The sequence below is a fragment of the Thalassoroseus pseudoceratinae genome, assembly GCF_011634775.1.
Classification (GTDB): Bacteria; Planctomycetota; Planctomycetia; order Planctomycetales; family Planctomycetaceae; genus Thalassoroseus; species Thalassoroseus pseudoceratinae.
In genome coordinates, this window is sequence record NZ_JAALXT010000010.1 from 110,568 (window position 1) to 131,370 (window position 20,803).

23 protein-coding genes are annotated in these 20,803 nt (G+C 55.4%); 13 read left to right on the forward strand and 10 right to left on the reverse strand.

From position 1 onward, the window contains the following. The first annotated feature begins 50 nt into the window (after nt 1–50). From G6R38_RS26655 to G6R38_RS26705, 11 genes are all read left to right on the forward strand, one after another. Nucleotides 51–1,922, forward strand: a complete 1,872-nt coding sequence (locus tag G6R38_RS26655; protein WP_166831820.1) for a PAS domain S-box protein — start codon at nt 51–53, stop codon at nt 1,920–1,922. After that, entirely contained in the window at nt 1,919–2,332 is a 414-nt protein-coding gene (locus G6R38_RS26660) for a response regulator (RefSeq protein WP_166831821.1), read from the forward strand. The genes G6R38_RS26655 and G6R38_RS26660 overlap by 4 nt, the downstream gene beginning before the upstream one ends. An 18-nt stretch (nt 2,333–2,350) precedes the next feature. After that, nucleotides 2,351–3,730, forward strand: coding sequence for a sigma-54-dependent transcriptional regulator (locus G6R38_RS26665; RefSeq protein ID WP_240928395.1), 1,380 nt, complete (start codon nt 2,351–2,353; stop codon nt 3,728–3,730). A gap of 283 nt (nt 3,731–4,013) precedes the next feature. Continuing rightward, the gene (locus G6R38_RS26670) at nt 4,014–4,232 is read left to right on the forward strand and encodes a hypothetical protein (protein ID WP_166831822.1); all 219 of its coding nucleotides are present in this window, start codon (nt 4,014–4,016) and stop codon (nt 4,230–4,232) included. Continuing rightward, on the forward strand, nt 4,229–5,326 hold the full coding sequence (locus G6R38_RS26675) for a hypothetical protein (RefSeq protein ID WP_166831823.1): 1,098 nt from the start codon (nt 4,229–4,231) through the stop codon (nt 5,324–5,326). Before G6R38_RS26670 ends, G6R38_RS26675 begins: the two co-directional genes overlap by 4 nt. Next, nucleotides 5,323–6,642 (forward strand): alginate lyase family protein, encoded by a 1,320-nt coding sequence (locus G6R38_RS26680; protein WP_206028752.1) that lies wholly within the window; start codon nt 5,323–5,325, stop codon nt 6,640–6,642. Before G6R38_RS26675 ends, G6R38_RS26680 begins: the two co-directional genes overlap by 4 nt. Before the next feature lie 214 nt (nt 6,643–6,856). Beyond that, entirely contained in the window at nt 6,857–7,069 is a 213-nt protein-coding gene (locus G6R38_RS26685; protein ID WP_166831825.1) for a hypothetical protein, read from the forward strand. Nucleotides 7,070–7,122: 53 nt separating this feature from the next. Further along, nucleotides 7,123–8,685 carry a sulfatase family protein gene (locus tag G6R38_RS26690; RefSeq protein WP_206028753.1) on the forward strand — a complete coding sequence of 521 codons (1,563 nt, stop codon included), beginning with the start codon at nt 7,123–7,125 and terminating at the stop codon, nt 8,683–8,685. A 22-nt stretch (nt 8,686–8,707) separates the two neighbouring features. Beyond that, nucleotides 8,708–10,276: a sulfatase-like hydrolase/transferase gene (locus G6R38_RS26695; protein WP_166831826.1), complete on the forward strand. Its 1,569-nt coding sequence runs from the start codon at nt 8,708–8,710 to the stop codon at nt 10,274–10,276. A gap of 83 nt (nt 10,277–10,359) precedes the next feature. Further along, nucleotides 10,360–11,205 (forward strand): MBL fold metallo-hydrolase, encoded by an 846-nt coding sequence (locus G6R38_RS26700; RefSeq protein WP_166831827.1) that lies wholly within the window; start codon nt 10,360–10,362, stop codon nt 11,203–11,205. A gap of 121 nt (nt 11,206–11,326) precedes the next feature. Beyond that, a complete protein-coding gene (locus G6R38_RS26705; protein WP_166831828.1) occupies nt 11,327–12,337 on the forward strand; it encodes a hypothetical protein in 1,011 nt (336 codons plus the stop codon). A gap of 500 nt (nt 12,338–12,837) precedes the next feature. Here G6R38_RS26705 and G6R38_RS26710 read toward each other — a convergent pair whose 3' ends face one another. From G6R38_RS26710 to G6R38_RS26720, 3 genes are all read right to left on the reverse strand, one after another. Continuing rightward, nucleotides 12,838–13,110 (reverse strand): hypothetical protein, encoded by a 273-nt coding sequence (locus G6R38_RS26710; protein WP_166831829.1) that lies wholly within the window; start codon nt 13,108–13,110, stop codon nt 12,838–12,840. Nucleotides 13,111–13,209: 99 nt separating this feature from the next. Continuing rightward, nucleotides 13,210–13,617 carry a hypothetical protein gene (locus G6R38_RS26715; RefSeq protein ID WP_166831830.1) on the reverse strand — a complete coding sequence of 136 codons (408 nt, stop codon included), beginning with the start codon at nt 13,615–13,617 and terminating at the stop codon, nt 13,210–13,212. Nucleotides 13,618–13,694: 77 nt separating this feature from the next. Further along, nucleotides 13,695–14,120, reverse strand: a complete 426-nt coding sequence (locus G6R38_RS26720; RefSeq protein ID WP_166831831.1) for a hypothetical protein — start codon at nt 14,118–14,120, stop codon at nt 13,695–13,697. 287 nt (nt 14,121–14,407) lie between these two features. Here G6R38_RS26720 and G6R38_RS26725 point away from each other — a divergent pair, with 287 nt between their 5' ends. Both G6R38_RS26725 and G6R38_RS26730 read left to right on the forward strand, forming a co-directional pair. Beyond that, nucleotides 14,408–14,677 carry a hypothetical protein gene (locus G6R38_RS26725; protein WP_166831832.1) on the forward strand — a complete coding sequence of 90 codons (270 nt, stop codon included), beginning with the start codon at nt 14,408–14,410 and terminating at the stop codon, nt 14,675–14,677. Then, nucleotides 14,674–15,015: a type II toxin-antitoxin system RelE/ParE family toxin gene (locus G6R38_RS26730; RefSeq protein WP_166831833.1), complete on the forward strand. Its 342-nt coding sequence runs from the start codon at nt 14,674–14,676 to the stop codon at nt 15,013–15,015. Before G6R38_RS26725 ends, G6R38_RS26730 begins: the two co-directional genes overlap by 4 nt. Nucleotides 15,016–15,248: 233 nt before the next feature. Here the strand turns inward: G6R38_RS26730 and G6R38_RS26740 are convergent, their stop codons facing one another. The 7 genes from G6R38_RS26740 to G6R38_RS26770 all read right to left on the reverse strand — a co-directional run bounded on the left by G6R38_RS26740 (nt 15,249) and on the right by G6R38_RS26770 (nt 20,777). Next, nucleotides 15,249–15,608 carry an MmcQ/YjbR family DNA-binding protein gene (locus G6R38_RS26740; protein ID WP_166831835.1) on the reverse strand — a complete coding sequence of 120 codons (360 nt, stop codon included), beginning with the start codon at nt 15,606–15,608 and terminating at the stop codon, nt 15,249–15,251. Between the two features lie 175 nt (nt 15,609–15,783). Continuing rightward, nucleotides 15,784–16,167 carry a YybH family protein gene (locus G6R38_RS26745; protein WP_166831836.1) on the reverse strand — a complete coding sequence of 128 codons (384 nt, stop codon included), beginning with the start codon at nt 16,165–16,167 and terminating at the stop codon, nt 15,784–15,786. Between the two features lie 91 nt (nt 16,168–16,258). After that, complete coding sequence (locus G6R38_RS26750; protein WP_166831837.1) at nt 16,259–16,999, reverse strand: DUF5131 family protein; 741 nt, start codon at nt 16,997–16,999, stop codon at nt 16,259–16,261. A gap of 49 nt (nt 17,000–17,048) precedes the next feature. Further along, nucleotides 17,049–17,957: an NAD(P)-dependent oxidoreductase gene (locus G6R38_RS26755; RefSeq protein ID WP_166831838.1), complete on the reverse strand. Its 909-nt coding sequence runs from the start codon at nt 17,955–17,957 to the stop codon at nt 17,049–17,051. A 24-nt stretch (nt 17,958–17,981) separates the two neighbouring features. Then, complete coding sequence (locus G6R38_RS26760) at nt 17,982–18,482, reverse strand: YybH family protein (RefSeq protein ID WP_315852379.1); 501 nt, start codon at nt 18,480–18,482, stop codon at nt 17,982–17,984. Nucleotides 18,483–18,583: 101 nt separating this feature from the next. Continuing rightward, complete coding sequence (locus tag G6R38_RS26765; RefSeq protein ID WP_166831840.1) at nt 18,584–19,153, reverse strand: TetR/AcrR family transcriptional regulator; 570 nt, start codon at nt 19,151–19,153, stop codon at nt 18,584–18,586. Between the two features lie 898 nt (nt 19,154–20,051). After that, on the reverse strand, nt 20,052–20,777 hold the full coding sequence (locus tag G6R38_RS26770) for an NAD(P)-dependent oxidoreductase (protein WP_166831872.1): 726 nt from the start codon (nt 20,775–20,777) through the stop codon (nt 20,052–20,054). Between the last annotated feature and the right edge of the window lie 26 nt (nt 20,778–20,803).

Here is a 20,803-nt window from a genome sequence, read left to right on the forward strand (position 1 = left end):
CGACGGTCAATTCAACCAACACCGGTAGGCCCATGCCAACTGAAAGAACTATGACATCTGACACGATGGCCGACGCGTGCAAGAATGCAAATGACTTGCATGCCGCTGCCATCACAGACCGTGATGCGTTGCTACACACGATCTTTGACAACATTTCCGAATGTGTGAAGGTCTTCGACAAGCAGGGAAACTTTCTGGCGATAAATCGTGCCGGTCTGGCGATGATCGAAGTGGATTCGTTTGACGAGGTGCAAGGTCAGTCTGCTCTTTCTTTCGTCGCTCCCCAGTATCACGCAGCCATGAAATCAATTAACAGCCAAGTGCTGAAGGGGCACAGCGGACGCGCCGAATATGAGGTGATTGGTCGAAAGGGTGGCCGCCGCTTTGTTGAAAGTCAATCCGTTCCACTGTCCGACACCAGCGGCGAGATCAAAGGAATTCTGAGCATCACCCGCGATATGACTCCCGCGCGTGATGCGGAGATTGCGATCCGCCATAGTCACGAACGATTGCATCGGATGGTCGAAGAACTTCCGGCTGGGGCGATTGCCATCGAGGGCGAGGCAGTTTTCTTTAACCGTGCGATCGAGGAGATACTTGGTTATTCGTCGGATGAGATCGCGACGCTCGACGACTGGTTTTCACTGCTTTATCGCGAGCGAAGCGACGAAGTGCGACAGTTGTACGAAGCCGACAAACTCGATGGATTCCCGGGCCGACGGGAGATCGAGGTACATTGCAAATCGGGCGAAATCAAAACTGTCGAGTTCGCGGGTTACGTAGATCATGAAGGCGAAATCTGGGTGCTTCACGATGTCACGGAACGCAAGAATGCTGAAGAGGCGGTCAAACTGCGGGAACGGCAACTCTCAACGTTGATGGGCAACCTGCCGGGAGCGGCGTACCGGTGTCTCAATGATCAAGACTGGACGATGGAGTTCATCAGCGACGGATGTGAACAAGTTTGTGGATATTCGGCGAACGAGATCATCGACGGTTCGCCGACGTGGACGGAGTTGATGCACCCCGACGATCGCGAACGGATCTGGAACGAAGTTCAAACCAATTTGACGAAACGCCGGTCATTTCAATTCGTCTATCGGATTCATCATCGAAGCGGGGAGGAACGTTTTGTCTGGGAGCAGGGACAAGGTGTCTTTGCGTCAGACGGGCGGTTGGAAGCCATCGAAGGGTTCATGACGGACATAACCGAACTGGAACAGACGAAACAACAACTTGTGCAAAGCGAACGGCTCGCGGCAATGGGCAAGATGTTGTCCGCTCTTGCTCACGAGAGCCGCAACGCTCTCCAGAGAATCCAGTCCGGCGTTGAGATGTTGAAGTTCGAGTTTGATGAAGCGTCCGAATCCTACGAGGACCTGCGTCGGATCGCGGGGGCTCGTGAAGATTTGCAGCGGTTGTACGATGAGATGAGAAGTTTCGCTGCACCAATGAATCTTCAAATCTCTGACTGCAATCTGGCAGGAATCTGGAAGAAGGCGTGGTCGCATCTCGAACCCGCGTGGAAGTCGCGCGAAGTTCGTTTGACCGAGAACACGTCTGACGCTGATCTGACGATTCCTGTCGACTCATTCCGATTGGAACAGGTTTTTCGGAACCTGCTGGAAAACTCGTTGGCAGCTTGCGGCGACCCGGTCCACATCGAAATCGAGTGTGTCAATTCTGACATAGACGGCGAATCAGGGGTGTGCGTCTTGTTGCGCGATAACGGCCCCGGACTGACCGAAGAGCAGAAGAACCGCATTTTCGAAGCATTTTTCACGACGAAGCACAAGGGAAGCGGTCTGGGCATGGCGATTGCAAAGAGAATTGTTGAGGCCCATTGCGGGACGATTGAAGTACATAATTCGTCGAGCGGTGGTGCCGAGTTTCTGTTGAAAATCCCGAGAGCCAAACCGTGATCCATTCCCTACGAATCGCCGTTGCCGACGATGAACCCGAGATTCGGGATTTCTTCAGACGCTTTCTGTCACGACTGGGGCACAGTGTCGTTGGGGAAGCGTGTGACGGTGCGCAGCTCGTCGAACTCTGCAAAGCCGAACATCCCGACTTGGTCATCACCGACCTTGCCATGCCGGAGATGGACGGTGTGTCAGCGATCGCTGCAATAGCGACCTGTTCTAAGATACCCGTCATTATTGTCTCCTCACACGACCGCCCATGTGAGCCGTGCCATCCGAGCGTCGTCGCTTACCTGGTCAAACCGATTGAAGGTGGTGAGTTGGAAGAGGCAATCGAGAAGGTAGCCGAGTCGCTAGAGAGGGCGGATTCCGACCATGCCAAGTCCGCTTTACCACCCAACCAGCAGTAGTTTCAGGAGTCATCATTCGTGAGTCAGTCCGCAGTTAAAATGTCGCTCATTCTGGTTGACGACGATGCGGACTTCCGTTCGATGACGGCACGAACGCTGCGCAAATTTGGTCACACTGTTGCGGACTGCGAGTCAGGTGAGGCGGCGCTTGAACTGTTTGACAAACACAGCTTCGACGTCGCCGTCGTAGACCTGTCGATGCCCGGCATGTCGGGGTTGGATTTGCTGGGCCACATCAAGGAGCGGGCCAGCGAAACCGAATCAGTCATGCTGACAGGTGAAGCTACCGTCCGCACGGCCGTCGAAGCGATGAAGTTGGGTGCTCACGATTACCTGAGCAAGCCGGTCGAGATGGACGAACTGAGAGTCGTCATCGAAAAGGCGTATCAGGCCAACCGCCTTCGCAAAGAGAATCGGCAACTCAAAGTAGCTTTAGAACGTACGCGTCCAACGTTTGACATGATCGGTGAATCGGCCGTGATGAAGGAGGTGCTGCGACTGATCGAACGAGCCGGTCCAACGGACAAGCCGATCCTGATTCAAGGAGAAAGCGGAACCGGAAAGGAGCTTGTCGCTCAGGCTTTGCATCAGGCAAGCGAAGTCGCGGACAAGCCAATGATAACGATCAACTGCGCGGCTCTGCCTGAACAACTCTTGGAAAGCGAATTGTTTGGACACGAGAAGGGAGCCTTCACCGGTGCAACCAGCGCCAAACCGGGCTTGTTTGAAGTGGCCGATGGCGGAACATTGTTTGTTGATGAGATCGGAGAACTCGCTTCGTCGTTGCAGGCCAAATTCCTTCGCGTGCTGGAAGACGGCTCCCTTCGCCGCGTCGGATCGACGAAAGAACGGAAGGTCAATGTTCGCATCATCAGTGCGACCAACCGCGACATGGAACAGGAAGTTAAAGAAGGCCGCTTTCGCGAAGACCTCTACTATCGGATCGATGTGCTGACGCTGCGGTTACCTCCACTCCGCCAGCGGCAGGATGACATCAGGTTATTGGCTGTGCATTTCGCTGGTGACGACTGGCAGATCGAACCGAATGCGATGAGCGCGATCCAGAACTACAGTTGGCCGGGCAATGTTCGGCAACTGATCAATGCGATCGAGCGGGCAAAGATTCTTGCAGACGACGAAGTCATAAAAGTGGGGAACCTTCCCGAGGTCGTCGCAAGTTGTGCATCCGACGAACCCGTGCAGACAGAGGCTGCCTCAAGTGATGCCGGAGACGATTTGGACTCAATCCAGAAAGCCCATATCGCTGAGTTGATGGTTCGCGAAGAGGGCAACAAGGCTCGCGTTGCCCGCCTGCTCGGCGTCAGTCGCCGCACTCTCTACCGCCTGCTGGAAAAATACGAGATTCCGACGCAAGTCTCGCACTCGGACGCCGAGTAGTTCTCGCTGATCCTGTCGCTGCACGCCCCCGTCCTTTTTAGCGGTACATCAATTCGCATGGTGTGCGCCAAACGTGCGTCGTCCCCTTCCTCTCGCGCTTTGCGAGGGTGACAGAACTGTCATCGTGAACTCATGCAAGCGCGTCGTTTCGTTACAGAGTTACAGAGTGGTAAGGGCGATAGAAGCGTGATTCTTTCGTTTTTCTGTTTGGCATCGTAGTTGCAAACAGTTCGAGCCGTTGCATTCAAGCAATCAAACGATCCTGGGCAACGACAGTTGCTACATGAGCCCTTCACGAAACATCGGAGATGAAGTGAATATTCTCAAACCACTACCGACGCTGTTGCTGCTGATCACTGCCGTCTCGTTCGTGAAATACTCGATGGCGTCCGCGCAAGAAACCAAATACTTCACTGATGTGACGGAGACACACGTTCCTCAAGATGCGTTCGCCCATCTGTTGGACGCCGAATCAATCGAACAAAGAAGAATAATCCTATGAATACAACCACTGCATTCACTGCGGCGGCGCTGATACTGGTTGCGTCGATTGGCAACCCATCTTTGGGGCAAGAAGATGTTTCTCTGATTAAAGATACCAGCTTCGCCGAAGGATTTGGGGCAGCCTTCATCTACGGCAGCGAGTACAGCGGCGGTCGGCGTCCACCGCTTGGTGAAGTGACGGAATATCGAGACATCTCGCCGTGGCAGGTGTTCCTCATCCCTGATGGTCCGGTGAAGAAGGTTGGCGTGAAGACGCACCCATGGGACTTCCAGGAAGGCCTGCATCACAATTTCAAAGACAAAACTGGCAATCTGGTTCGTGAGTTGCATGCGCATCGACTCGTCGTCAATCACACGATCGAGGAGAACTCGCCGGAACGGCTGCAGTTCGCCCAATTCAATAACTATCGGTTGCCGAAAGGCCATCCAGACCGTGACACAAAGCTCGTCAAACGTGTCACGACGGATCGCAAGGGAACATTGAGGCTGTATTACAACTCGCAGAACGAGATTCGAAATGCCGCGACGGGACACTCGGCAAAGTGGGCGCGCGATACGTGGCCGCATTTCCTTGTCAATCAGCGGATGATGGAGCCGATTCCGCTGGCCGAGTTCCAGCGACTCGACTTTCGTGTATCGTTTCAGGTTGATCGTATGAAGAAGCTCTCGAACTGGCCGAATCACATCCGTGGAGCGGCCCGGTCGGGAATGAATTTGAAGTTCATGTTCTTTCTAAGAAATCCGGATGCTCTGGAGCAGAAACTGTTCGCTGGCATGATGCTCTTTGCCAGCAACAAGAAACGCTACGCCCCTCACCTTGGCATCGAGCAGCACGGCAACGTCTTCTACCGCGACAGCATTACCAGTGGTGGCAAGCCGGTTCCTAAACTGTCGGAACAACGCACGGTGGAAGTCGATGTTCGCAAGTTGGTTGCCGAAGCGTTGCGACGAGGACATGAAAAGCAACCTGAACTGTCTGCCGATCCCGACCGGTATGCAATCTACAACTTCAGCATTGGTTTTGAGGGCATGGGCCACTGGAAAACGGAAGCAGAAATTTCGGGGTTGAACCTGACGGGAGTGAGAAAATGAACATGCCAATGAACGGGGTATTGCCAGTCTTCCTCACCATGCCATATCGGTTGCGGCGTGTGGTGGTAACAATCTGCTGCTTCGTCGCTTACCTCTATATTTCGAATGATGTAACCGGTGACGAACCGTCCAGGGAGGCCAAATCGGTCAACTCCGCAACGAGCCGTCCGATTGTCCTTGTCGGTCCTGAGGAACTAGCCCGACTGCGGAAGAACTCCGCATCAAAAAAATCGCATTTAAGCACCGCGTGGCAGAATCTGCAGGCGGACGCCAACAAGGCTCTCACCACCGAATACTCACCGTACATCGGATCAAACTCGGTCGAGTTCGCGGCCAGTGGCCTTGCGGCTGGCGCTGCCATTCGTGACCTATGTCTTGTCTTCGAAGTTACCGGTGAGCGTCGATATGCCGAAAGAGCGAGAGCGATCATGGTCGCATGGGCAACTCACCAGCCACAACCGGGTAGAAACCTTGAGAAGGAACCCTATCGTGGGCAGAGTCACGGCGCGACCATGGCTGGTTTGGGATTGAATGTGGGCGTGTTTGCTCGGAGCATGGCAAATGCATACAGCCTCGTTTGGCCCCATCTATCCGAAACTGAACGATCTGCGATCGAGAATTGGCTCCGATTCCTTGCGACAGAGATTCAGGAAGGCCACGAGGCCTGGATCGATAATGATTACTACGGCAAGCAATACTTCAACAACCATCTCAGCGGTCACAACATGGGACTCGCTGCGATCGGTTACGCAATCGGTTATGACGAGCTGATCGCTTACGCCCTCGACAGTCCCGAAAATCCCTGTGACTGGAAGGAGATGCATGACGGGGCCATCCTCATGGAGTCGAAACCGAACCGCTCCCAACTCAATCCAATCGATCCGACATTGACCAAGGGGGCGGCTCCGCCCGGGAGCGGAGAGATCTATGATCGCTACCGCGTGGTCACTGTCCGCGATGGGCGAGGCTGCGGAATGCCCTACGCGTTCCTGCACCAGCGAATGCTTGTGTTGACGGCTGAAATGGCGTTCCTCAATGGAAGGGATCTTTATCGCTACAAGGGCCCACACGGGGAAAATCTGCGGCTAACCTTCGATGCCTATGCGCCTCATTTACTTAAAGTGGAACCGGTCGCCCGCGGCGGTTACTACCAAGGCAATCGAGTCTACGAAAGTCAAGTGCACCTGTTTGAACTCGCTGCACGTCGCTACGAAAGAAGTTCCCCAGTGACGCAAGTTCTTGACTCGCTCAACCGCGCGGTGTACGACCATGAGACCTACGGCTGGACTGCCGTGTTGCTGCATGCCGACGATTAGACCTCTATCAGATTAGGAAACACCAATTCCCACATACTTCAAACTACCGACAACCGTGGCCACGCATTTCGCCACCGCGCTGGCCCTTGCCGCCCTCGCAACCGACTGCGGCATCCACAGTACCGCCCAGGCTGCAATAGGAACAGAACTGGCGACCCGCCTCCCACGGCTCGCCTCGTGAGCGTCAAGAAAATCTGCGACAAAGCGAAACATAATGCGTTCACCGACTTGGAAGGGCAACTATGCCGAGCGACTCGAGGCCATTCAGATCGCGAGGCGGATCGGCCCCGCAGCAGCGTCCCTCGAGCCCGAAGTGAAGCGTCTGATCGGTATGCAAGGCGGAAGCTACTATGACCGCTACCTACCGTCCGCAGCAGAATTCGCACTGGAAGCCATCCATCCAACCACATCGGAGGACGACCCATGAAGAGATCACTGCGCATGTCTCGAAAGGCAGCAAGTACCCGGAGTTTGCAGTGCGTGAAGCAGCTTGCCATCGCCGGACTCATCCTGTTCGCGGCCACGGCAACGGCTGCACCAAAAACGCCAAAGGCCCCTCGAGCCGTCGTGCTGGTCTACGCCGACGACCTCGGCTTCGGGGACCTGTCGTGCTACGGAGCCAGCCGACTCAAGACGCCGAACATCGACCGCCTCGCCGAGCAAGGCCGCGTTTTCACCGATGCCCATTCCGCATCGGCTGTTTGCACGCCGTCGCGATACTCCCTGCTGACCGGCCGTTACGCCTGGCGCGTCGACAACTACAACCCGGTGTTCGCCCAGCACGGTCTCATCATCGATCCTGACACAACCACACTCGCCGATGTGTTCCACCAGGCCGGCTACACCACCGCTTGTATCGGCAAGTGGCATCTCGGCTTTGGTGATCCACATCCCAACTGGAACGGCGAACTGAAACCCGGTCCGCTCGAGCTGGGATTCGACTACTACTACGGGGTTCCGGTGGTGAACAGCCACCCGCCATTCGTTTACGTCGAGAACCACCGCGTGGTCGGGCTCGTGCCGGAGGATCCGCTGATCTGGAGAAAGAACACAGGCAACCCACACACACAGGCCTATCCCGAGAAGAAGAAGGCTCCGCTGCGCAACGGCCTCGGCTTCCGAGGCGGCAAGGCGGCACACGAGCTCTACGTCGATGAAATGGTCGGCACCCACCTGACGGACAAGGCGCTCAAGTGGATGGACGCGAACAAGGACAAGCCGTTCTTCCTCTACTTCGCGAGCACGGCCATCCACCACCCGTTCACGCCCCATCCACGATTCCAGGGCACCAGCAAGGCCGGACGCTACGGCGACTTCGTTCACGAACTCGACTGGATCACCGGCCGCTTGATGGAAAAGCTCGAACAAATCGGCGTCGCCGACGACTCAATCTTCATTTTCACCAGCGACAACGGCGGTATGCTCAACCAGGGCGGCCGCCAGGCCTGGGAACTCGGGCATCGCCTCAACGCCCACCTGCAGGGGTTCAAGTTTGACGTCTGGGAAGGTGGTCACCGCGTGCCGTTCATCATCCGTTGGCCGGGTCGCGTTCCCGCCGGCAGCAAGTCCAACGCCCTGATCAGTTCGATCGACATGACATCGACCTGCGCTGACATCCTCGGCGTGAAACTGCCTGAGCATGCTGCCCCCGACGGCATCACTGTCCTCCCCGAACTGACCGGTGATCCCGCTCAACCTTGCCGCGACCATCTCGTCCTTGCCGGGCAGAGCCGCGAGCACCTCTCCCTCCGCGATGCCGACTGGGTCTACATCCCAGCGCAGGGTGGCGGCGGATTCGGCAACGGACTCACCGGCATCAAGAACACTGACAACATCAACAGCGACATTACCTTCGACGGCCGCATCAAGCCGGGCTCACCGCCCGCGCAGCTCTACAACCTGAAATCCGATCCCCGCCAGCAAATCAACGTGATCCGCGAGCATCCCGAGATCGCCGGAAAGCTGAAAACGAAATTGGACGAGGTGTCGAGACGGGCTCCGGTCGATGCGGCAAGACCGGGCCCCGCCAATCAAGATGAATAAGATGACAAGGCTATCTCCAATAGTGAACACCATCGTGATCTTTACCTCCGACAACGGTGGCCTGTTTCGGACTGTCCACGATGGATCGAGACGTTCCCGCCTGCTGCTCATGGTCATTGCCCCTCGTTTCATGATCCACCCCCTTGCGATTCCTATGCACCTTTGCATTCTCTATGCCCTCCTGTTCAGTGCCTCCGCCGTCGCTGCGCCCGCATCGGATTTCCCCCGCGCCGTCGTCCTCATCTACGCCGACGATCTTGGCTACGGCGATCTGAGTTGCTACGGTGCCACGCGCATCCACACGCCGCGTATCGACTCGCTGGCCGCACACGGCATCCGTTTTACCGACGCCCACAGCCCGGCAGCGGTTTGTTCGCCGTCGCGCTACGCCTTACTCACCGGCCGCTACTGCTGGCGCACCTCGCTCAAGCGACGCGTGCTCGCACCGCAGGCACCGCTCCATATCGAGACCGGGCGCGAAACGCTCGCCTCGTTCCTGAAGAAAAACGGATATGCCACCGGCATCATCGGCAAATGGCACCTGGGGCTTGGCAGGCCGCCGGAAACCGACTGGAACACGGAGCCGATCGCACCTGGCCCGAACGACGTGGGCTTCGGTTTCTCCCACATCATTTCCGGCAGCAACAACTTCCCGCCATCGGTTTACATCGAAAACGGCCGTGTCGTTGATCGCAATGACGGCGAAACGATCGAGCTCGACTTTCCCCCAACTGGCAAGGGCACCCCTTGGTGGAAACTGGTAGAAAAACGCACCATCAGTAAGAAGTGGGTGGCCGAGGACATGGGGTTGCATCTGGCGCGGGAGGCGGTCGAATTCATCGACGCGCATGCCAGGCAGCCGTTCTTCCTTTACTTCCCCGCGCCAAACCCACACCTGCCACTCACGCCAAACAAGAAGTTCCAGGGCACTAGCAAGGCAGGCGCCTACGGCGACTTTGTGCAGGAACTCGACTTCATGACCGGCATGATCCTCGACGCGCTCGCGCGTAATGGACTTGCCGACGACGCGCTGGTCATCTTCACCAGCGACAACGGCGGCAACATTCATCCCTCGAAAAGGACGGGGCACCGCGCCAACGGCAGCCTGCGTGGTAGCAAGGGCGAAGTTTACGAAGGCGGCCACCGCGTGCCCTTTATCGTGCGGTGGCCAGCCCGCGCAGCGGCGGGGAAAGTTTCCGACTCGCCCATCAGTCAGGTTGATCTGCTGGCCTCGCTCCACGCTCTCTTCGGCGAACCTGTTCCGCCCGGCACCGCGCCGGACAGTGTCAACGTCCTAGCCGCGCTACTCGACGAAGAAACTCATCCGAAGGACCGAATCATGATTCACCACGCCAGCAATGGCGTCTTCGCGATCCGCCGCGGCGACTGGAAACTTATCGAAGGCATCCCCGCGCCTGATAACCGACCCGACCGCCCCGTCAGGTTGCAACGGAAGAGGCCGGCTGCCAACCCCCAGCTCTTCAATCTGGCCAAAGATCCCAAGGAGATGGTCAACGTCGCCAAGGATCACCCCGAACTCGTTGCTGACCTGCTCAAACAGCTCAACGCCGTCCGAGACAACGGCTCCTGAATGGCTGAAATTGAGCTAGCGATGCATACTTGGAATCCCCTGCAGTCCGGCGATAACTTTCATAACAATAGAGACGGTTGAAAATGAACATTACACAAATCAGAAACGCGACCGTCCTGCTGGAAATTGGCGAACACCGAATCCTCGTTGATCCGATGTTGTCGCCGCCTTCGTCGCTGGCAGGTTTTCGACTATTCCGCGGCGAACGCCGCAAGAATCCATTGACGGCCTTGCCAGACAACGCCGATGAGTTTTTCAAAGCGGCGACCGAGGTACTCATTACACATGAGCACCCGGATCATCTGGACAAACCGGGCATCGAGTGGATCAAATCTCTCGGACTGAAGGTGTGGTGCAGCAGCATTGATGCTCTCAACCTCCGACGCAAGGGTTTGGACGCCAGAATCATCACCGAAGACTCGGGCGACCTATCGGTTGAAGTCGTTCCCGCCACGCACGGACATGGGATGATCGGATGGCTAATGGGACCGGTTGCCGGCTACTACCTGACTCTCCCAGAAGAACCGACCGTTTACATCACCGGTGACACGGTATTGACGGACACGGTCAAGTCCGCCATCGAGAGACTCAGGCCACAAGTAATCGTCGCTCCTGCCGGTACCGCCAACTTCGGCATTGGCAAAGACTTGATGTTCAGCGAAGCCGAACTCATCGAGCTGGCAAAGCTGGCTCCGGGGCACGTCGTGTTTAACCATCTGGAGGCCATCGATCATTGTCTGATGAGTCGAAGCAAGCTCAGGCAAATGGTTAACGACGCTGGTGTCGCAGAGCAGGTCCTCATCCCCGAGGACGGCGAGCGATTGCAATTCGATCTTTCGACTGACTCACCGCAGGTTACGTTGCAAACATCGGAGCAAACGACTCCGGGATTTCAGAAATGGTTGACTGCGAAGTTTGCTGGGACGTAGGCCGGCTATCCAGACGTTTTGCCGACAAGCCGAAGCCGTTTGATGCTTCAAATCTTTCGGTTGCTCTAATCTCTGCGGGGAATCGGATTCCCTCCTCACCAATGCTCTTCACCAACCTGCAATGAACAGACGACTTTCCATCTGCTCTTTATCAGTGGCCCTTCTTGGAACGCTGCTGGTCGCGCCGGCGAACGGGCAAACTGCCCTCGCAGTGGAGAGTCCCAGCTTTGAGGGTGTGCTCCATGACAACCTGTCCAACGAGGATCGCCAGGGCAGCGGGTTCAATCCACTTTTTCTGAAGTCCTACCCCACATCGAATCTCTTACGTGACGATGCAGTGGGGCTCAACTTCGAACACATCTTTAATGGTGCGAAAGAACAAGATGACATTTCTATGTTCACTCCACGCCGCGACCCTTGCGATGTAAAGCAACTGGACGAAAGCCGATTCCGAATCCATTGGCCCGCCGCAGGTTCCCAATGGGGATTAGGAGCTCAGATGATCTACGACCTGTCAAACGAAGGTCAGATCGATCTCACCTTCGAATGCACGCCCACCAGAGACCTTTTTCCGCAGGGATTCGTCGTCATGATGTGGGCGTCGTACATGAATCGCACAGTTGATCGAAGGATCCACTTCTGGGGCAAAGAGGGAGACCGCACGGGTTGGGTGCGGTTCGGTGTTGGAAAAGGGAAAGACTTTGAGGTCGGGACGGTGGCTCATGCAGGCGTATCGGATCTGCCCTTCGAGCCAGGAGCACATACGCTAAATGTCATCGAACATCCCGAGAAGAAGTTCATCGCACCTTTCTACTACAGTTTTCTAGACGACGATCGCGACCTGAAGACAACCGATGACAGGCTGCTATTTATGGTTCTATTCGATCAGACCGATTCGATCCGATTCGCGATGTGGAACTTCTTCAAGGACGACGCCGGCGATCCCGACACCCATAGTCCGGCTTGGGACTGGCAATACGTTATCCGAGATCCGCAAGTGGGTCAGCGATACGGATACCGCGCACGCGTCGTGGTAAAGCCATTCAAGGGAAATACGCAGATATGGAGAGAGTATCAGAAGTGGAGTAAAGACCTGGAATTGGAGTTGCCACCTTCCCCCATGCAGAAATGATTTGCGTGACAATGGTCGTTCCATGTCTGGTCGATCTGGCTTTGTATGTGTCAAGCAACATCGTCCTTGTGTGACTTGAGGCGTCGCAAGACTTGAGTTATACGAGCGCGGCTGACGCCGAGATGCCGGGCCAATCGCATGCGGTCGCGTTTCGGTATGGCGGACTCCGATTCCGCCCGAATCTGGTCCGAAATTGAATTCCACTTGAACATTTCGATCTCCGGCAATCGTCGTAACCTCTTGGTACGAAAAGCACCTAGCTCGACGAAGCCGCGGTTCGGATCGAGACCGCCTCGGGGAGGTGTCACGACCTGTGTCGTTTGCGAGAATTTGAACCATGTCATGGCGTTCATGACCTGCCGCTGACACCTGTTGGACCGGTTCAACGAAGCGGACGAGGTCGGTCCATGAACGGCCCGGCAGCGGAAGTGAATCGGACCACGGAATATGCGACGCAAGAAAAAAACGCCCGAAGGCCGGTCGACAACCTTCGGGCGGAGTCAGTCCTCCAGATGTTTGCCGGTCGCCTTCTTGACGATGTAATCAGCGTAGGTCACCTCGGAGTCGCGATAGTAAATGTGTGAAGCGTGAACTTCCAAGAGGTGCAGAATACTATCGAGCGCCGCCAAGAGTTCGGGGGCGGCGGCCAAGATCCAAGCATTCCATTCAGGATCGACACCGTCTATGGCGGGTTCAGTGCAACGGACGATGATCTTACCGTTTGCGTCATGAATCAGACGAGAAGATTGGTCGTAGGTCCAGCGGGACCACATCAAGTATTCCCAATGGGGATCAAAGTAAGTCATGAGAGAGGGGAGTAAGAAAGTAAGTAAAAAGCCCACCCGACCGAAGCCGAGCGGGCAACGAAACGGTTACGACTCCTCGCCGCAACCGCATTCCTCGTTGTATTTCAGTTTTTGTTCTTCGATTTCAATGAACGCGTTCCACTCATCGACCAGCTCACGGCTGATGTTGCGGAACCGTTCGGACTCCTGGTAAAGCCCCGACGAATCGTAATCGCCGACCAGAGCCACGCGGTCACCGGCCCAGCGGCCGGCAATCGGAGAGAGGGGACCGCGAATTGCTCCGCCTTCCCCGCACCCCCTGTGGTAACCGTAGTAGTCGCCACCGCCACCCTCGTCGCACTTGCGGAGCAGCAGCGTGAAGATGGAACCCTGCGTGTTGGCGGCCCGCTCCCAAAGTTTGGCACCGCCGTCGATGCACCAGGGGCAGACGTATTCTTGTTTGTCGGTGTTGATGGCTTTGAAGTATTGACCCATGCGAAAGAGGGGAATTGGAAATACAAAAAGCCCGCAACCGACATGGGGGCCGATCACGGGAGAGAACGCCGAGGCGTTCAATAGTCGGAAGCGAGCAGCGGCGTGATGGCACCGCCCTTGCCGTCGTCGATAAACCAGAGCGGTTCACGTTTACGGTCCGTGCGGTCCTCGAAGACCTGCAGGTAATCGATTCCGTCATATTCCTGAGCGAGCCGTCGCAGCTTTTCCAAGCACTGGCGAATGACAACCGGACCGTAGGTGATCGCGACCGCCTGCGTCATGACGAACGGACTGGCCACCGAGGGCTCGAACCGTAAGGAGGACGCTGGGTCGTCATACGAAATTTCCTGTATCTTGAGACGCGGGAGGACGTCCGCTAACGAGTTCGCCGATGATGTCGCGTCCTGTTTTCGGACGGGACGCTTGGCCCGTGGTGGCACGTGTGCCATGAGAAAATGGGGGAGGAAGTAGAAAACGCTACCCACGGGAACGTGAGCAGGCACTGCAGCCTCAGCAATTCGCAGGCCGTGGTCACAGGGTGTCAGGCGCGCGGGAAGAGGGGAGGAGACTGGTCCGGTGTCGCCGGTTCGCAAGACTCCGTCGCCGAGAACCGTTCGCGCACACCGGAAGCCCGCAGCCCTTGCACCGCACAAGGGACCGAATTGCTGCACTGCCTCTGCCTACAAGCCCCTTCCCATCGACTCGGGAAAGACATGGATTTCGTCCTGGAAGATCGTCTCAACAACGAATTCCAGTTCACCAATTTGGCGTTTCGTGGTACAATTTCGGCATGACTACGAAACTCTCCAAAGATTTGGCGGACGCCCTTCAGGCCAGCGGCGACAGCGAACTGGAAGTGGTCGATCCGGGCAGTAACCGAACGTATTTCGTCGTCGACGCCGACGTGCATCGACGTGCGATGGAAGCGTTACGGCGTCAGCAGGACCGCGACGCCATCGCTCAAGGCATCGCGGAAATGGAAGCAGGTGAGGGAGTTCCGCTCAATGAAGCATTCGATGATATCCGAGCAACCCTCGGTCTACGACAACGCCAGCAGTGAGCTATCGTCTCATTATTCTGCCCCAGGCCAAAGCGGACGTGCTGAGTAACGCGGAGTGGTGGGCGCGCCATCACTCGCCAGAACAGGCTGCTCATTGGTTGGATACGGTTCAGTCCCAGCTGGAATCGATCGTCGACTTTCCTGAAAGCCATTCACTGTCGGCGGAGAACGATGAATTTTCGTACGAAATTCGTGACAAGCTGCTCGGCCTCGGCTCACGGCCCAGCTATCGCGCGGTGTTCGCGATCAAGGATGACACGATCTATGTTTTGACCGTACAGCGTGCCGCTCAGGATTCACTCCAACCGGATGACGTCGTCCCGCCACCGTCCACGTAATCCCGAATCAGGCAGATTTGCTGCTCTCGTTCTCGGCGTCTTTGAGCCGATTGAGCACCTGCGTGACACGGGCTCGTGAGACACCCAAATGTCGAGCAAGTGCCGCTCGCGACCAAAATTTTCCGGAGTCAATCAGGGATTGGTAGTACCGAGCCAGAAGTCGGCGGCTTTGCGACCGGGATATTCGCCCCAATTCTGATGCCTAGCATATCATCATTGATGGTTCCAAGCATTCAATCGCTTAACATGAAGCTTTGGTCGATCAGACGCTTTATCTCGTCTAGCCGGACGGTTCCATCGAGGATTACCGTCAGCCAGTGTTCCTTGTTCATGTGGTAAGCGGGAAAGAACCCAGCACTCTTCCGCAAGGTACCAATCTCCTGGGGGGCGCATTTGACGTCAAGGATGTCGACGTTCTCTTCACCTTCCAAGCCGATCCTGTTCTTGGGCACGTCCATAACCAACGCAAACCACTTTTCATCGTCTTTGTGCCGGAGGACGAAGTAACTTGGGTATTTTTCAAAAGGGTGGTCCGGCGCAACGCCGTATTTTTCCATGCCGTAGTCGATCACGGCGTTTCGAATGCTTTTCATTTCGGTTTCCCTTGGTGTCTCAGTCAGCTGGTTCCACTATTCCCGCAAGGCACCCTTTCGTTGCCAACGACAAATCGTCTCGCCGCTCGCGATGATTGAATATTGCCCCGGTGTTTCTTTCCGACACTCTTTGAGGATATGCCTCTGGATGCGCATCATCACCCGTGTTCCACGACTAACCGTTTGAATTGCGAACCTGCGCGACGAGCTTCCATTGCCCGTCAACCTTCATCCACACGGTCACATACTTCTCCATCTGAACATGACCGTCTGGTGTTTTCACCTTGATTGATCCGTGTGCCCAAGCCATATCCTCTGACTTGCTGATTCGGGCCTCAGTGGCTTCCCAGGACATTTCGAGGCCCTCGACCTTACTCGCCTCTTGCAAGGCTGCCAACTCGTGCTGCTTTCCGCGAAGAAGTTCGCTTCCCGGGTTGAACAACAAAACATCGTCGGCGAACAGGTCCGTCAACCCTTCCAAGTCGCCAGCCTCAAATCGCCGGTACGATTCACGCTCCAAGTCCATGATTTCATTGTCAGTTCTGCTCGTCGTTGTCATTTTTCTTCCTTTTTCTTCGAGTAAGTTCCGAACTACCTTTCATTATTTGTACTTTGAGATTCCAACGTGCCCCAAGGTCATCGATGCATGATTACCCATCTCGCGGCATCAGATCGCTTGGGAAAGATTTGTATTCCTCGCCGTTAATGAGGCATCCCGTTCTCCCGCTCGGTTTGAAATTGCCTTCCTGGTCGTAGCTGCCCCAAGATTTCCAGTAGAAGTGAACATCCTGACGCTCACACTGGCGTCTCAAAGATTCCACCCAGCTGATGTCGGCCCTTCTCGCTTTCTTCCCACTCTCTCCCCCGGCCACCACTAGATCGATTCCCGCCAGATCAATGTCAACAAACTCTTCCAGCAACGGCTCGCAACAAATGTGCTTGTGACTGGCTTGAATCTCTTGGAGGTCTCTGAGTCTGGGGAGGCCATACTTTGCGTTTTCCACGGTTACTCCCAGCCACACATTGTCCGGAACAGCCCGACTCTCGAAATACTCTTTCATTCGACTGCTTCGTTTCGTTAGCGTGTAGAAGTTGTGCCAATGAGCGTCCCTTGCAATGCCCATGATCTCGTCGATGCTCTGGTCGTCAGCCTCCTCATGGAAGGTATCGCTCATGTTGTTGATGAAGTACAAAGTGGGCTTCTTGCGTTTCAAGGGGGCCGCCTTTTCCAACCTGTCGTGGTGAATGGTAAAGCGGAATTTGTTTTCGTATCCTGCCGTCCCCCAACTGTTCAGCTTGATTGACAATTCTTCGGCGTAACAGTTTTTGCAGGCCGGCGAGATCTTTGTGCACCCTGTAAATGGATTCCACGAAGTGACTTCAATATCCATGTTGTTAACACTCCCAATTCAATGACTGAATAAGCACGTTAGTGATGTGTTATTCTGAGGTCGCTTGTGTACGAAGCACTTCGAACACCGCAGCCAAGTCATTTTCTCCATAGTTTGCATTTAGAGCCGTCCTGAAAATGTCAGCAATTGTCGCTGGCAGCCTGCTATCGACGCCGCTCTCCTCGCTGGATCGGACAAGCGTATCCGAGGCTGTTACGTACTGCTTTATCTTGGCGATAGAGCCCGGATAGTCTCGCCGACCAATCATTTCAGAGACAGAATGCAGCGTGGGAAGTACGAGTCTGTTGAGGCTCTCGAACGTTGCTGAACTGAACTGCTCTGGCGGGATACCTACAGATTCACAAAGAGCCGCGCCATGAATGAAGCTTAGCCAGGAGCCGAAACCAAATGAAAGAATACCGCAGTCGAGGGCGGACGCACTTCCTGGATTCTCTCCAGCAAAATGCGAATTCACTCCGAGGTGATCGATCCAAGGTTTGTGAGATTCGAAAACTTCCTTTCGGCCTGAATAGAAATGAATTAGATCTGATGTGCCTACCCTTTCTGGAACATCCATAATCGCTCCGTCCAAGTAGTTGACGCGATGCTGCGATGCCCATTCATCGCCGTCAATCGCTTCCTTTGGAGTGCCGGTCGAAAGCTGGATCAAAGTCCTTCCACCCATCAAGCCCGACACCTCTGTTGCGTGAAACAAAGAGTCACTTACCGCATAACTAGGGAGGCAGACTACAATCACGTCGCTTGCTGCGACCGCATCCGGTAGAGAGCCCGCGACGTGAGCGCCTAGTTTCGCGAGAGGCTGAGCTTTACTCGCCGTGCGGTTCCATACGGTGACCTGATTTTCCGGCATTATGAACGCTTTGGCTAAAGCGCTTCCCATATTGCCAAGGCCGATCACCGAGATGCGGCGTGGCTCATCGTTTGCTGGTTCTTCCATCACTTTTCTGCTCCGAGTAAAGGGTCACTTCAACTGTTCTTCATGGATGACGTTTCGCATTTCCACGTGATTCATCCACCGCCCGTCTTCTTTGACCCAAACGGAGACGTATTTGCCCAAATACTGAGGCTCATCGGGGTTCTTCCAGCGGACCAGTCCGTATGCGTAGGCCATGTCGCCGGACGGGCCGACGTAAACGTCAATCGGCTCGTAATCCAACAAGACTCCCTTTGTGCTGAGCCATTGCTTGAACAACCTTTTTTGTTTGTCGCGACCAATGATTGCCTCGCCTCCCGGTGGGCAGACGATTGCGTTTTCGCTGATGAACAGATCCATCATCTGGTCGATGTTGCCGGATTTGATCCCTCTCAGAGTTTCTCGCTCATAGATAAAAATCTGGTGTTCATCTGCACTCAACTCAGTGAGTGGACGATTCCGTCTCTCCGATGCAAGTTCTTCCAAGGTTTTGGAGCCAGTGCTGTCTGTTCCGGCATCTTGAGAATGCGCTGGACCACCCAGAAGCAAAATCGCGAGTGCCAGTACTGCATACGTTTGTTTTGTCTTCGTTGGATTCTCCTCTGCTGAACGTGCTTACCGATCTCTATACGCCCGAAAGTCTGAGAACATCAGTTGTCCCCCGCCAAAAGCTCCGGAAGCGATTGCACCCATCTCTTGAACGGCTTCGTGTTTCCTGTACTGCGTCCGACGACGAGACTGCCTTCAAAGCGGACGACCGCATCTTCCGCTCGACGCTTAGCCTCGCTGGCACTCGCTCCAGCCTCCCGGGCAACTTTGGCAAAACTGCCAATGAAGCCATCCATGATTTGAGCGATTCGCTCCGCAACTACACCACGTTGGTCAGCCCTTGTTCCGACGGAGAGCGAATCGACCAAGCATGAGCGAAGTCCACCTTCGTAATAGGCGTCGAGATTTCGCGCAGCCTTGCGAATTCTGGTCTTCACTGGTCCTGACTCATGCAGCGGAGACAGTACCTCCGCGAACTCATCACAAGTGAAATCAATCACCGCTAATGCCATGTCGGATTTGCCGTCCGGGAAACGATGGTAGAGGCTGGCCCGTTTCAGACCCGTTGCCTCCGCAATCATGGAAAGACTCGTTCCCTCAAAACCGTGCTCTCGAAACAGCGCGGTTAGAGCGAGTAGAACTTCGCGATCAGATGTTGTTTTGGGTCGCATCAGAGTATTTTACCAATCGTTCGGTAAAGTTTCAAGCGGGCAAGCCATCATCGTAAGAACGAGTGGATTTCGCTGGGTGAGCGGCTCGATTCAATTTCCAACTACATATAGGTCGGACAGCTTAGAAGAGGTGGCTTCAGTTAACGATTCGTGCCGGTTTAGAACAATCATCGTGATCTTCTGCCAGTCGATTCAGCACCTGAGTCACGCGTGCACGGTAGACACCTAAATGGCGGGCTAGAGCTGCTCGCGACTCGAATTTTCCGGGGTCGAACAAGGCTTGATAATACCGGGCCAGCCGCATGCGGTCGCGTTTCCTTTTCGGTTCGGTGGTCGATTGCAGAGGTGGAATCGAACCACCGGAGTTTGACGTAACTTGTTGATTCCGTAGTGCCCTAGCTCGACTAGACCGGGGTTTGCATAGTGACCGATCCGGGGAGCTTCGAAAAAACGGATCACAATCCGAACCATTAACTCTCGGTCACAAGCTGTTTTCTGGCCGGGGGTTTTGTCGTTTGCGAGCAGACAAGAAGGGAATTGGTTCGGGTCTCAACTCTGGTCTGACCCTGAACGCTCATCCGAACCGCAACGGATTTCCGTATAATCGGAACTCAGACGCCTCAACTTTGCGAAGATCTGCATGTGGTCCGACAGTGCAATACGGCAGCTCCGCACATCCTTGATAAAGCCATCGGTGCTCAAGACCGATGCGAGTTCCCGGCTGGACGCAAACACGGCGGGTGATGCAACCTCTGTCTCGAACGATGACCAACCGATGCGGTGTGAAAGGCCTGTAACCCACCTTTGCTGCTACGGGCAGTCTACGGATCTTAAAGGTCTTGGTGTCGAACCGCCCAGTGCGGACCCGCATGCTGAGGGTCTACCCGATACTGCACGCTCAAGATTCCGTGTTGTAGATCACCGGCATCTGACCTTTCCATTTCTCCCAGGCGTCATGGTTCGTGATCAAGTCAGCCATGAAATGTGCGACATTGATGCGACTGGTTCGCCCCGGATTAAAAATCGCGCTCCTGGTCGGCGATGGATGTAACTCGTAGGCGCTCACGTTGTCTTCGTCGAACAAACTGTCTGGACGAACGGCCGCCCACTGTATCTTGGTGTCATTCTTACCAACCTCCGTTCTCAGGTAGTCCGCTGCTTTCTCGTTATCCCGATGAGGCGGCACCAGCAGACGAAGCAGCCCGATCACACAGCCCTGACCTCGTGAAATCGGCTCCTTTAGATCGCGATTGCTGTTTCCAGCCGTGTTCATGAGAACGAACTTAGTTGGCTTGTCCGAGCCGTTGGCCCTCATGGCCTGGCAACATCGTTCAGCAGCATCAGTCACGAGTCGGCGCGGCTGGCCGAAGATGCCCTTGAAGGTCAGATTGTGCCCCAAGCAGGATGCCACCGCCTCACATCCGGCTACGTGCTCCGCCATTTCAGTATCGCTGAGATCCAATACGCTCGCACGGATAAGCGATAGACTCTCCTGCTGCCGAAGGGAGTCGGGAATCCTGTCGGGTGAACGCACGATCGCTTTGACCTTCAGACCGCGGTCAAGCAGTTGTCGCACCAGCAGCTGCCCCGTCGCTCCAGTGGCACCAAGCAAAAGGACTGTCATCGTCTCATTCATTTTGTTTCGTCCGA